At 53.7% G+C, this 13,015-nt stretch carries 13 protein-coding genes; 3 read left to right on the top strand and 10 right to left on the bottom strand.

Annotated elements, in window-relative coordinates; all coding sequences use genetic code 11:
* The first annotated feature begins 122 nt into the window (after window positions 1–122).
* Entirely contained in the window at window positions 123–1,085 is a 963-nt protein-coding gene (gene ybiB / locus IM295_RS08620) for a DNA-binding protein YbiB (RefSeq protein WP_193066550.1), read from the top strand.
* A gap of 119 nt (window positions 1,086–1,204) precedes the next feature.
* On the opposite strand, the gene ybiJ is transcribed toward ybiB, so the two are convergent.
* From ybiJ to mcbA, 3 genes are all read right to left on the bottom strand, one after another.
* Window positions 1,205–1,465: a DUF1471 family protein YbiJ gene (gene ybiJ, locus IM295_RS08615; RefSeq protein WP_014883102.1), complete on the bottom strand. Its 261-nt coding sequence runs from the start codon at window positions 1,463–1,465 to the stop codon at window positions 1,205–1,207.
* Window positions 1,466–1,751: 286 nt separating this feature from the next.
* Window positions 1,752–2,018 carry a DksA/TraR family C4-type zinc finger protein gene (locus IM295_RS08610; RefSeq protein ID WP_193066549.1) on the bottom strand — a complete coding sequence of 89 codons (267 nt, stop codon included), beginning with the start codon at window positions 2,016–2,018 and terminating at the stop codon, window positions 1,752–1,754.
* Between the two features lie 124 nt (window positions 2,019–2,142).
* Window positions 2,143–2,409, bottom strand: coding sequence for a DUF1471 family periplasmic protein McbA (gene mcbA, locus IM295_RS08605; protein WP_193066548.1), 267 nt, complete (start codon window positions 2,407–2,409; stop codon window positions 2,143–2,145).
* A 243-nt stretch (window positions 2,410–2,652) separates the two neighbouring features.
* On the opposite strand from mcbA, the gene rlmF reads away from it, so the two are divergent.
* Window positions 2,653–3,564 carry a 23S rRNA (adenine(1618)-N(6))-methyltransferase RlmF gene (rlmF, locus tag IM295_RS08600; RefSeq protein WP_193066547.1) on the top strand — a complete coding sequence of 304 codons (912 nt, stop codon included), beginning with the start codon at window positions 2,653–2,655 and terminating at the stop codon, window positions 3,562–3,564.
* Between the two features lie 45 nt (window positions 3,565–3,609).
* Here rlmF and ybiO read toward each other — a convergent pair whose 3' ends face one another.
* The 6 genes from ybiO to rhtA all read right to left on the bottom strand — a co-directional run bounded on the left by ybiO (window position 3,610) and on the right by rhtA (window position 10,212).
* The gene (ybiO, locus tag IM295_RS08595; protein ID WP_193066570.1) at window positions 3,610–5,823 is read right to left on the bottom strand and encodes a mechanosensitive channel protein; all 2,214 of its coding nucleotides are present in this window, start codon (window positions 5,821–5,823) and stop codon (window positions 3,610–3,612) included.
* Window positions 5,824–5,944: 121 nt separating this feature from the next.
* Window positions 5,945–6,667: a glutamine ABC transporter ATP-binding protein GlnQ gene (gene glnQ, locus IM295_RS08590; RefSeq protein ID WP_028012446.1), complete on the bottom strand. Its 723-nt coding sequence runs from the start codon at window positions 6,665–6,667 to the stop codon at window positions 5,945–5,947.
* Window positions 6,664–7,323 carry a glutamine ABC transporter permease GlnP gene (glnP, locus tag IM295_RS08585; protein WP_003858462.1) on the bottom strand — a complete coding sequence of 220 codons (660 nt, stop codon included), beginning with the start codon at window positions 7,321–7,323 and terminating at the stop codon, window positions 6,664–6,666. The genes glnQ and glnP overlap by 4 nt, the downstream gene beginning before the upstream one ends.
* 93 nt (window positions 7,324–7,416) lie before the next feature.
* Entirely contained in the window at window positions 7,417–8,160 is a 744-nt protein-coding gene (glnH, locus tag IM295_RS08580; RefSeq protein ID WP_193066546.1) for a glutamine ABC transporter substrate-binding protein GlnH, read from the bottom strand.
* Between the two features lie 361 nt (window positions 8,161–8,521).
* On the bottom strand, window positions 8,522–9,025 hold the full coding sequence (dps, locus tag IM295_RS08575) for a DNA starvation/stationary phase protection protein Dps (protein WP_008501171.1): 504 nt from the start codon (window positions 9,023–9,025) through the stop codon (window positions 8,522–8,524).
* A 299-nt stretch (window positions 9,026–9,324) separates the two neighbouring features.
* The gene (rhtA, locus tag IM295_RS08570) at window positions 9,325–10,212 is read right to left on the bottom strand and encodes a threonine/homoserine exporter RhtA (RefSeq protein ID WP_041910716.1); all 888 of its coding nucleotides are present in this window, start codon (window positions 10,210–10,212) and stop codon (window positions 9,325–9,327) included.
* Between the two features lie 355 nt (window positions 10,213–10,567).
* Between rhtA and ompX the strand changes: the two genes are divergently transcribed.
* Window positions 10,568–11,086, top strand: coding sequence for an outer membrane protein OmpX (ompX, locus tag IM295_RS08565; RefSeq protein WP_028012448.1), 519 nt, complete (start codon window positions 10,568–10,570; stop codon window positions 11,084–11,086).
* Window positions 11,087–11,203: 117 nt separating this feature from the next.
* Here the strand turns inward: ompX and IM295_RS08560 are convergent, their stop codons facing one another.
* Window positions 11,204–12,787 (bottom strand): phosphoethanolamine transferase, encoded by a 1,584-nt coding sequence (locus tag IM295_RS08560; protein ID WP_193066545.1) that lies wholly within the window; start codon window positions 12,785–12,787, stop codon window positions 11,204–11,206.
* Window positions 12,788–13,015: the final 228 nt, after the last annotated feature.

Here is a 13,015-nt window from a genome sequence, read left to right as displayed (position 1 = left end):
AAAAAAGCTTGTGTTTATTTTTTGCCATCAAAACAGAAGGTTGTCTCAAGGGATAAAAAACTAACGGCCAGCCATTCATCAGGGCTATAGTGTTAACAAGATAGGCTGTCAGGAGGAATGTCGTGGATTATCGCAAAATTATCAAAGAGGTAGGACGTGGGAAAAACCACGCCCGCGACCTGGACCATGAAACCGCTCGCGCGCTTTACACCCGTATGCTCAACGGCGAGGTACCGGACCTGGAAATGGGCGGCATCCTGATTGCGCTACGTATCAAAGGCGAAGGCGAAGCGGAGATGCGTGGTTTCTACGAGGCGATGCAGGCGCAAACGCTGCGCTTAACACCGCCGGTGGCAAAACCGATGCCGATTGTGATCCCGAGCTATAACGGGGCGCGCAAGCAGGCAAACCTGACGCCGCTGCTGGCGATATTGTTACATAAGCTGGGGTTCCCGGTGGTGGTTCATGGGGTCAGCGAAGATCCCACGCGCGTACTGACAGAAACCATCTTTGAACTGCTGGGCATTGAACCGACTCTCCATGCCGGCCAGGCGCAGGCAAAGCTGGAGGGGAACCAGCCGGTCTATATTCCCGTTCGTGCGCTCTGCCCGCCTTTGGAAAAGCAGCTGGACATGCGCTGGCGCATGGGCGTGCGTAACAGTGCGCACACCCTGGCGAAGCTGGCAACGCCGTTTGCTGAGGATGACGCACTGCGCCTTTCCAGTGTTTCTCATCCGGAGTACGTGACGCGCGTCGGTCAGTTCTTTGCCGAAATCGGTGGACGCGCACTGCTGATGCACGGAACAGAAGGGGAGGTGTACGCCAATCCGCAGCGTTGCCCACAGCTGATGCTGATCGATTCTGCCGGTACGCGCGTTGTGCTTGAACGCGGGGAAGAAAACAGCGATGTGATTCTGCCGGAGTCAAAAGATCCGCAGGTTACCGCGCACTGGATTACGCAGTGCCTGGCCGGAAATGTGCCGGTCCCACAGTCGATCAAATTGCAAATGGCCTGCTGCTTGCTGGCGACAGGGGAGGTAGAGACGGTGGAAGCGGGGTTACAGCGGGTGGCACAGTCGTTTTAAGCAAAAAAAAGCCCGTCCAGTGGCGGACGGGCAAGCAAGGGTAACAAACAACAGGGTCAATGAGGGTTGGAGCAGCTCACCAGAGGGTTTGGCGAGGGTACAGCATTCATTTCAGGCGATTATTTGTAGATAACCGCAGTACCGCTCAGCTTGTTATTGGTGTTAGCGGAGGTGATGGTGTATCCGCTTGCACCGGCAGCAGCGGCTTTCTCAGCCAGCTTGGCTTCCAGGCCGTCCAGCGTGGTCGCGCCTTCTGCACTTACCACACCGATTTTATTCATGCTCTGGGCCTGAGTGGATGAAACAGGCTCTACGGCGAATGCGCCGAAAGACAGAGCGGACAGGGCAACAGCAGCTACAGCATATTTGATGGTTTTCATAATTAATCTCTCGCAGGTGTTTTCTGTTAAGGGGACGATGTTCCGTCGATGTGATAAGTATCACGTTTTTTCCTGAGGGATAAAATCGAAGAGAATTGACGTGGTCAGTCAAAAAAATTGAATTACAAATAACTTATTGAATATTAATAAATTCAAACCAGCGCTTTACACTTCTTGTGGATGCGCTTTACAGAAGAAAGATGAAGGGCACATTTTGCTACGCGGTTCGCTAAAAACCGTGAGCGTAAAGGTAAGTGCAGGCAGGGTTAACTTAGGTAAAGGAGAGTCAGCGTAACTGGCTATCTTTCGATCCTCTGCGATTATAACCTGAATGTGAGGCATTTTTTGAATCTTTATCCTGTTGGCAGGCAATGCATAACCTTATGCCTGGAATGGCTTTACGCCGCGCCTCCGGGATCGGCTCTCCGCATTCTTCGCACTCCTTCAAACTTTCGCCGCGCGGAATCTCGCCGCGAGCGCGCGCAACCGCATCTTCAATGGTACTGTTGATCTGTTCGTTAACGGCGTCGTCATTCGCCCAACCGGAAGCCATGGCATCCTCCTTAAATCGGTTTAGACCCTGCTACTAATATGGGGTTAAAAAATGAACAATCAAGATAAAGCGGAAATGAACTGCATCTGGCAGGCAGATGCAGTCTGGTTGTGGAGGAAAAAAATTATTTATAGATGGTTGCTGTGCCGTACATATGGTTATCTCCGCCAGCGGAGTTCACGACAAAGCCTTTCGCACCTTCCTGGCGGGCTTTTTCGGCCAGTTTATTCTGCAGATCGTCCAGGTTACTTGCGCGACTTACCGAGACGGTGCCCGCCGGACGCAGCTGGCTAGTATCGGTATTTTCATTCAGTGACTGAACGGCCATCGTAGAAAATGAAGCCGTTGCCAGGGCGCCGGCGATAACAGCAAGGGTCAGGTACTTTTTCATAATCACATCCTCATGAGGAAACAACAGGTGATTCCCTTTAAGTTTAGAAGCCTGACGAGTGTGACTTAGCGCAAATATTTGATGATGATCTGCTTATTTTTTGAACGATAAAAACTGACAATTCGCTGACAGATCATAGACGTAGAGGTGTTTGATTTACGGTGTTTTTTTAAGCGCCGCAGAGAAAGATTTACCGCTGGGCCAGCACAGGGTATCTTACGCCGCTGTTTAAAGGAGAACGCCATGACTTCCCAAAAGCCGGGATTGCACCCACGAAATCGCCACCGCAGCCGCTACGACATGAACGCCCTGTGCCAGAGCTGCCCTGCGCTGCAGGACTATATTGTCCAGACCCCAGCGGGTGAGCCGACCGTCAACTTTGCCGATCCGCAGGCGGTGAAAACGCTGAACAAAGCCCTGCTGGCGCATTTTTACGGTGTGGCTCACTGGGATATTCCGGAAGGCTTTCTCTGCCCCCCTGTGCCGGGCCGCGCTGATTACGTTCATCACCTTGCCGATCTGCTTGCCGAAGATCGTGACGGCGCTGTACCGCAGCAGGCTTCCATCCTGGATATAGGCACCGGGGCAAACCTGATTTACCCGCTGATTGGCGTACATGAATATCACTGGCGCTTTACCGGGAGCGAAATCGGCGCCGAGGCCTTTGCCAGCGCGCAGGCGATTATCAGCGCGAACCCTGGCCTGAGCCGTTCCATTCGTCTGCGTCGTCAGAAAGAGGCGGCTTCCATCTTCAACGGCATTATTCATAAAAACGAAAGCTATGACGCTACGATGTGCAACCCGCCGTTTCATGATTCGGCGGCAACTGCTCGCGCGGGCAGCGAGCGTAAACGCCGCAACCTCGGTCAGGCGGAAGACGCCGCGCTGAACTTCGGCGGGCAGCAGCAGGAGCTGTGGTGCGAGGGCGGTGAAGTTGCCTTCATCCTGCGCATGATTGCGGAAAGCAAACAGTTTGGCCGTCAGGTGAAGTGGTTCACGACGCTGGTTTCCCGCGGGGATAACCTGCCGCCGCTCTACCGCGCGTTGAGCGAAGCGGGCGCCGTAAAAGTGGTGAAAAAAGAGATGGCGCAGGGCCAGAAGCAGAGCCGCTTTATCGCCTGGTCGTTTATGGACGATAACAAACGTCGCAAATAGTATCCCGCCGTAGGCCGGGTAGGGCAAAGCCGCCACCCGGCTCGGTTACAGCGTCGGCTCCTGCGGAGGGAGCGGCGAGGCGGGCGGCGACAATACCTGATACGTTTGCACCGGCGTTCGCACGTTCGCCAGATCGAAGTGCTTTTTCACCATGCTGTCGAGGGCAAAGCGCACCGTCCACTGCTTCAGCGGCTGGGTGGTGAACGACACGCGCAGGGTGAACGCCGTGTTGGTCAGCCCAACGATGCCGGCAAACGACGGCTCGCCAATCACCAGCCCGCGAATATCCTCCATTTCCATTAGTTCACTGACCGCATCCCGCAGCGCCTGCTTCGCTTTGTCGGCATCTTCATGACGATCCACATCGTAGTTGGCCACAACGGAGCCAATGCCGCGCACAAAGTTGGCGAAGGTAGTGATCGATGACCAGGGAATGATGTGATATGCCCCGGTATCCTGACGCACGCCTACCGAGCGAATCGACATCCTCTCCACGGTACCGGTCAGCGGCCCGATGGTCACCAGATCCCCTGTGTTCATCCCGTTCTCAAACTGGATAAAGATGCCGGTAATAATATCCTTCACCAGCGTTTGCGAGCCGAAAGAGATCGCCAGCCCCAGCGCGCCTGCACCCGCCAGCAGCGGGGCGATATTCACGCCGATTTCCGATAGCACAATCATGATGGTGATGGTGCTGATGATCACCGCCAGCGCATTGCGGAACAGGGTCAACAGCGTGCGCGCGCGGGCGCTGGGGAGCGGTCTGCCGTGAATATCCGATACCAGACGGTTCTCGATAAGGCTCGCCAGCAGCGTCCAGCCGACGGCGGAGAAGAACAGAATCAGCGCGATACGAATTAAAATATCGACGGTCTTCTCGCCTGCGCCGTTATGCAGCCAGTTCCAGAAATCAAACAGGCTCCACGCATTCAGCAGCAGCATAATTGCCACGCAGACGGTGAGGATGCGCGCCACCTTCAGCGATACCGACATCCAGCCGTTCACCCGCTTTTGCAGTTCCGGGTAATTACGCTGCACCTGCGGCGACAGGGTGATGGTTTTCGAGATCCAGCGGGACAACAGCCCGGACACAAACGCCGCGATGCCGATAATCGCCAGGCTTTTAAACGTCGCCCCCATCATAAATTTCAGGCTGTTTCCCGGGTCGAACAGCGAGAAGAAGCACAGCACAATAAAATACGCGCTTGCCAGCCAGTGCCACACCAGCGCGAAGGCGCGGATAAACAGGCTAAAGAAAGAGAGGGAACGGTCGGCCAGATGCAGCAGACTCTCGGTGATCGCCCTTTTATTGTGAAAGATAAGGTACAGAGACCAGACGGTTATACAGAGCATAATCAGCACGTTCGCCAGCGCGCCAAACTGCACGTTGACCTGGTTGGAGATAATCGGCACGGCAACCAGCAGGCCGTAGCCTATCAGCCCGCTGAGCACGCTTAGCCGCACGGCCCAGTATTTCGCGCTGTCGTCGTTGATGTTGAAAGGGCGAAGTTCAGGCACGCGCGGGCAAAAGATGACGCGCAGCACCGCTTTAAAAAATTCGATGAGCGCAAACGCATTCAGGAAGAGCGCCTGCTGGAAGGCAATGGTTTTGTTGCCCGTATTGAGGCGGTCCGCCAGCACCTGACCGACAAACAGCGTCAGGGCCAGCAGCAGTAAATCGATGATAAACGCCCCGGTAATCATGGCCGGGAGGTGCAGCCAGCTGCTTTTATGCTGATTTTTTTTCCGTCCCCAGTGGCCCATCTTCCGGTAGAGCGGCCAGGCGCACAGGCGCAGCAGCCAGTAAAAAATGAATACGGCACCCGCCAGAATCGCAAACTGCGTGGCGGCTGCGGTGAAGGTGTGGGGATTAAAAGGTTTATGCGAGGTGCCAACAAGATTTCGATAGAGCTGGGCAAAACGCGACGACAGGGCTTCCCCGTAGCGGCGGCTGATGTCGGTGACGTTTTCCAGTACCGTCTTTTCCTCTTCGACCTGCGGTGGCGTAATGGTCGGAACCGGATCCTGAGGCGGCGTGGCGGCCACCTTCCTCAACTGATCGATCAGCTCCTGCCGGGAGGTGTCATTCTCAAGGACGTCGGCAAGTGCGCTATAGGCCGCTTTTTTTTGTTCTGCATCCGGCTCCGGAGGTGGCGTATTTTGCTGAGTAGCAGTTGCTCCGGTGGTGACGCCGGGGATTGCCACGGCGAGCGATGGCGCACTAAACAGGCTTATCAACAGCAGCAGGATCCACGGCACGGCGTCCTCCGACAAAAATATCGTGCAAAATGATAAGTATAGAGGGCGAGAGGCGGAGGGGAGTTTTTGGGAACAATCTGGCGTAAAAAAGCCGGGCAAGCCCGGCTCGGTATGTAGCGAATCAGGAGACGTGCTGCAGGAACTCCTGCAGACGCTGGCTAGGCGGATTCGCGATCAATTCCTGCGGGTTACCGTCTTCGGCGATGCGGCCTTTATCAATAAAGATCAGGCGGGAAGCCACTTTCTCAGCAAAGCCGATTTCGTGGGTCACGATCACCATCGTCATCCCTTCTTCCGCCAGATCCTGCATGACTTTCAGCACCTCGTGGCGCAGCTCCGGGTCGAGTGCGGACGTCGGCTCATCAAACAGCATCATCTTCGGTTTCACCGCCAGCGCGCGCGCAATTGCCACACGCTGCTGCTGCCCACCGGAGAGCTCGGAAGGGTAGTGGTGCGCACGCTCCGCCAGGCCAACCTTCGCCAGCAGATCTTTTGCCAGCGCTTCCGCCGCCGCTTTGTTGGCACCGCGCACGCGCAGTGGGCCAAACATCACGTTTTCCAGCGCCGTCAGGTGCGGGAACAAGTAGAATTGCTGGAACACCATGCCCGCTTCCTGACGAATCAGACGCTCGTCCACTTTCGGGTCGTTTACCTTCAGACCGTCAACGATCAGATCGCCGCTGGTGATCTCTTCCAGCTTGTTGATGCAGCGCAGCAGGGTCGATTTACCGGAACCGGAAGGCCCGATAATCACCACCACTTCACCCTGCTTGATATTCAGATCGATATTGTGCAGCACCTGGGTTGGGCCAAAGTGCTTGGAGACGTTTTTAAATTCAATCACAGGATTTTCATCCTTCTTTCAAGACGGCGCAGAACGAAGCTCAGTACCAGCGTAATGATCAGATAAACAACGGCGACCGCACTCCAGATTTCCAGCGCGCGGAAGTTGCCCGCAATGATTTCCTGGCCCTGACGGGTCAGTTCGGCCACGCCGATAACGATGAACAGCGATGTATCTTTAATGCTGATGATCCACTGGTTACCCAGCGGCGGCAGCATGCGGCGCAGCGCCAGCGGGAGAATAACGTGACGGATCGTTTCGCGACGAGAAAGACCTAATGCCAGACCGGCTTCGCTGAAACCTTTATGAATCGACAGCACCGCCCCGCGGGTGATTTCCGCGATGTAGGCGCCCGAGTTGATCATAATGGTCACGACGGCCGCGCTGAACGGATCGATGCGCAGGTCGGTAAAGGCCATTGGCAGGGCGAAGTAGATAAACATGACCTGCACGACAATCGGCGTGCCGCGGATCACTTCGATGAAAACCAGTGCGATGTGGTTTGCAATCCAGCCACCGTAGGTGCGGGCGAAACCGGCGACAAGACCGATAATCAACCCACCTACCAGACCCAGGACCGAAATCCACAGGGTCATTTTAGCGCCTTCAAGCAAGAGTGGAATGGCAGGCCAGATGGCGCTCCAGTCAAACTGCATGATGTATTCCTGTATACCGTGGTGAAAAACGAAAAATGTAGGCCCGGCCAGCGTGAGCGCCGCCGGGCGCTATAAACCTGAATTCAGGTAAAATTATTTAGGCTCAGTACCGAACCATTTTTTATAGATTTCGTTGTAGGTGCCGTTCTCTTTCAGCGTTTTCAGCGCGCCGTTAACTTTGGTGCGCAGATCGTCGCTGCCTTTCGGGAACGCGATACCGTACTGCTGAGCTTCCAGAGAGTCGCCCACGGCTTTGAACTTGCCGTTACCAGCCGTTTTAATGAAGTACAGGATGTTCGGCGTATCGTGCAGAACAGCGTCAGCACGGTTGGTGCCGAGTTCCATATACGCGTTGTCAATGTTCGGGAACTGGCGCAGGTCTTTGGTGTTGATGTTCGCTTTCGCGTAATCCACGGAACCGGTGCCGCTCTTCACTGCTACCACTTTACCGTCGAGGTCTTTCACGCTTTTTACGTCGTTATTATCCGCTTTGACCATCACCAGAAGGCCGCTTTTGTAGTAGCCGTCAGAGAAGTCGATCGCTTTTTTACGTTCTTCGGTAATGGTGATGCCCGCCAGCGCCAGATCGACGTTTTTGGTTTGCAGCGCCGGGATGATGCCGCTGAAGTCCATCGGCTTCAGGGTGTAGTCCAGTTTGAGTTCTTTGGCGATAGCGGCCCACAGATCAACATCAAAACCAACGTATTTGTCACCCTGTTTGAATTCAAACGGAACGAACGCCGTGTCGGTCGCCACAACCAGTTTGTCGGCAGCCTGAGAGGACACCGCAAAAGCCAGGGTAAGTGCAGCCAGTGAAACTTTTAATACAGACTTCATAGCATTTCCTTTTATATCCACGGGGCGATCCCCTGCGAGAACGACTGGCACAATGAAAAAATCGTGCCAACTTTACAAGCTGTTGTTTTACAAAGGGGATGAAATCATACATTGCACAAAAAGCGTGGCAATGATGTCGTGTTGCACCAGCATGGAGCACCATTTTGGTGCGCTTCGTTTGGGTCAACTGACGGGGAGATATTAAGCGTAAATTCTGACGAAAAAACAATCTTCCATTAACGGTTGTGTGAGGTGATTATTACAATTTATTCACTTTTGCACCGTCTAAGGCAAAAACTGTGCACCATAAATGTGCAAAACCCTCACCAGAGGCGAGGGTTTGACAGGAAAGTCTTATGGATTACTCGATGTTAGATTCGATAAACCACAGGAACTGATCCAGGTCGCGGGATGCGGCGGTGAAGATGTCTGCGGTATCTTCATCCTTGGCTTCGCTAATCGCTTTGCGCACGTCATTGGCCACAATCGCGTAGCGGTCCGCCAGCTCTTTCAGGTGATCCTGAACGGTGTGGATATCCAGCGGGTAGCTTTTCAGCGGCGTTTTGCTGTTGATCACCTGCGTGGTCCCAAGCGCGACACCACCCAGTTGAACGGCACGTTCAGCCATCGTATCGAGGTGTGTCACCAGTGCTGTGCGGAAGCCATCCAGCATTTCATGGACGGCAATGAAGTTTGCACCGCGCATATTCCAGTGGGCCTGTTTGGTGATCAGCGAAAGATCGATGAACTGGATCACCTGGCGATTCAGCAACTCAATGGTCGCTTTTTTGTCGCTATCCGATACATCGTTACGGGTATAAAGCAGATTAGACGCTTTCGTTTTCACCAGTTTAGCGGTACTCATAATCTCATATCCTCTTGATGTTTATGTCCCAAGTAATTACGGAACTAAGTATAGCACCGGATTTTTTCTCTGCGGTCTGGCTGTGCCTATCGGTTTAATAGCAAGAAGGAGATTGATAATTTAATTTATTGAAATTAATGAATAATTTTAAAATTGATACAGATCAATCTTAATTCGCGTAGAGGGGAATGGGTGGGGAAGGATATTTCGGTTATATGACAAACTATGTAAGAAATTATAACGGATGGCGTTCTGGCCTTTATTCTGCATGGCCGTGAAGCCATGCAGAATATATGGCATTAGCCGATGTCGATTTTCTCAACTTTGGGTTCAGGGCGCATGGTGAGCGTTGACCCCATTGACGCCGCGATAATTGAGCAGAGCGCCAGCGTCTGGGTAAACGTCAGCGTTTCGCCCAGGAACACCATCCCGGAGATCGCCGCAAGGGCGGGCTCCATGCTCATCAGGGTGCCAAATATGCGCGTCGGCAGACGCGTCAGGGCAATCATCTCCAGAGAATAGGGGAGAGCCGTTGAAAGAATAGCGACCGCCAGCCCGATGGGCATGACTGACCATTGCCAGATAGACTCCGTGGCCTGCGCCATACCGATCGGCACAAAAACGATAGCCGCAATCACGGAACCCAGGGCGACCGTTGCCGGGCCATGCTCTTCACCCGCTCGCTGCCCGGTGAGTATATAGACGGCCCAGCAGGCTCCTGCTCCCAGCGCCAGCGCTGCGCCCGTCAGATCAATCTCAGAGACATTCTGGCCGAGCGGCAGCAGGAACCATAAGCCCAGAACGGCCAGCACGACCCAGATAAAATCCACCGGACGACGTGACGAGAAAAGCGCGACCGCCAGCGGGCCGGTAAACTCCAGCGCGACGGCAATCCCCAGCGGGATGGTCTGGATGGAGAGGTAGAACATATAGTTCATTGCCCCGAGGGACAGACCATAAAAAAGCAGGGGGAGACGTTGCTCTTTTTTGAAGCGCAGACGCCAGGGTTTGAAGATGACGACCAGTATCGCCGTTCCCAGCACGATACGCAGGGCTGTTACCCCGGGCGCACCCACCAGTGGAAAAAGCGATTTTGCCAGCGAAGCACCGCTTTGGATGGACAACATGGCAATAAGTATGACGGCTACCGGCAACCAGACCGACGACGTGCGGGATAACCCAGGCATCCTTTCTCCTGTCAGCTAATGTCAAGTGGAGTAAAGGTTGCAGTGTAAAGGAAATATACAGCTACGGTTGAGACTAGGTTGAAAAAAAAGACCCGTGAAATCCGTAAAATGGTTAAGCGCTGGTGGATTTATCACCTGAAAGATTAGGAATAATCTGGATGAATGTAACGGCGCAGACGCGCAATATGGGCGTTTAGTAGGAAAAATCGCATGTGATTTGAAAGAGTTAGCTGAGGTTGGAAACGTTCTGTTACAGGAAAGGCCTCATTAGACATCACGAATCACAAAGAGTTTCGCAAATTTTTTTGATATATTTAAAACTTACGGACTTACTTGAAGCACATTTGAGGTGGTTATGAAAAAAATTGCATGTCTTTCAGCACTGGCCGCTGTACTGGCTGTTTCCGCAGGTACCGCTGTAGCTGCTACTTCTACTGTAACTGGTGGTTACGCTCAGAGCGATATGCAGGGCGTGATGAACAAAACCAACGGTTTCAACCTGAAGTATCGTTACGAGCAGGATAACAACCCGCTGGGCGTGATCGGTTCTTTCACCTACACCGAGAAAGATCGTACTGAAAACGGCGCATACAACAAAGGCCAGTACTACGGTATCACTGCTGGTCCAGCTTACCGTCTGAACGACTGGGCGAGCATCTACGGTGTTGTAGGTGTTGGCTACGGTAAATTCCAGCAGACCGAAAACCAGGGTCTGAACCGCACTGCAAGCAACAGCGACTACGGCTTCTCCTATGGCGCAGGCCTGCAGTTCAACCCAATCCAGGACGTGGCTCTGGACTTCTCCTATGAGCAGAGCCGTATCCGCAACGTTGACGTTGGCACCTGGATCGCGGGCGTAGGTTACCGCTTCTAATCACTTCGGTGAGCTAATAAAAAATCCGCCCAATGTGGCGGATTTTTTTTTAGCTTTTCCCTCTCCTTGTGGGAGAGGGTCAGGGTGAGGGCATCAGACCGCACGAGATCGCACAGCTTACTTACTCTTAATATCAAAAATATCGGTACCCAGATGGTTATAGTCAACTTTCTGTAACTTGAAGTTGGTAACGTACACTGGGGGCGCTTTCTTGTTGGAGATAAACGGGTAATCATTTTTTATCTCTTTGGCCTTAATCCCCGTCCACTGCGAGAAGAACTGCAGGAAATCATTCGCCGAGCGCCGCGCTTTGATAACGCGATGCGTTTTATCATCGCTCGACAGCACCATAAACGGCACCTGGAAATTCTGCTGGAACTGGTCGTCGTGCGCCAGATACTGCACTTCTTTGCCACGCTCTTTAAACGCCAGCCCGTGATCAGAGAAATAGACCACAGAGAAGCTTTCGCCCGTATTGCGCAGCTGATCGTAAAGCTTGCTGAGCAGCTCATCGGTTTGCGTCATGGTATAGAGATAGCAAGAGGTCTCTTTCGACTGCACAAACTCCGCGTATTTACCGCCAGTGCGATCGCAGGCCTGCGGGTGCGATCCCATCAGGTGCAGAACAATCAGCTGCGGCTGGGTGCGCGGGGTAGCAAAGACCTGCGCCGTCATCTTCAGCAGCGCCTCGTCTTTGGTGTTTTTGTCGGCTTCAAAATCACCGCTCTTCAGGAACTGCACTTCGTCAGCACGCTTAGCAATACTGGCGATGGCGGTGTCGTATTCGCCAATTTGCCCCTGATTGGAGAACCACCAGGTCTGAAAACCGGCGCGGTTGGCCAGCGTGACGAAATTATCCTGAAACTGAGGTTTGCCATCCACCACGCGGTTCAGCGTCAGGCCGAGCGATTTCTGCGTCGAGCCGCTGGCCGCCACATAATCGGTAAACAGGGTGCCGTTGACAGAGCTGGCAAACGGTGTGTTATTCCAGTGCCCGCCGAATGCGCCCAGCGCGTCGCGACGTGCGCTCTCGCCAATCACCACCACATAGGTATGGTATTTCGGCTTAACCGCCAGCACGTTCCAGGTGTCTTTCATATTGGAAAGTTCAGCCATGCGCGCCTGCTCGTCGAGAACCTCTTTATTGTTCACGACGACGTCTTTAACGAAACGGAACACCGGATAGCCCGTATCTTTTAGCTTGAACACGCCGCCCCAGGCCAGGTTTTGCACCGGCGCAACGAAAAACGTCCCCACGCTAAACGCCAGGCACAGAGACTCCATTTTTCCCCATGATCTCTTCGAGTCTGCTTTGCGACGAACCGCGATGACGCCAAGCGCAAAGATAAAAAGGCCGACGACGTAGCTGTACCACGGGAAGATCGTCAGGATCTCCGTCGACTCTTCCATATTGGTGGAGTGCAGCGCCAGCAGGGTGTTGAAGTTTGGCGCGCCGTAGGCCTGGCCAAACGGGAAATACATCGCAGCAATCAGCGAACAGACCCCTACCAACGCTTTTTGCGCGCGCGGGGCCGCTCGCCACAGCACATGCAGGATGCAGGTGAAAGCCACTGCATAAAGCAGGCTGAAGGGATAGCCGAGCGCAAAGTTAATCAGCAGCGACTGCAAAAAGTAAAATCCCGTCCACGGGCTTAAGGCCCGGCTGCGGGTAACGATGGTATCTATCAGGGTTACATTCATAGGTCACTATCACAAAAACGCCATGTGCTCACCCTGGCGCCAAGGGTCAAAGCCTGCCGGACAGTGCGTGGAAAGGGAATGAGAGGTCCGCTTCAGCGAGCCGCAAATTGTGCAGGGCTGCAAGAAGATAGTGCGAGCGTGAATTAAGGTCAACAGTTGCTAAACAGATGTTTTGCGAAGGGGGCTGCAAATCCGCAAAAATTATCGGGAATTGGTCAGTTTACAGCG

Source organism: Enterobacter cloacae complex sp. P14RS (genome assembly GCF_014895895.1).
Taxonomy (GTDB): domain Bacteria; phylum Pseudomonadota; class Gammaproteobacteria; order Enterobacterales; family Enterobacteriaceae; genus Enterobacter; species Enterobacter bugandensis.
This window is presented reverse-complemented; position numbering and strand designations above follow the sequence as displayed.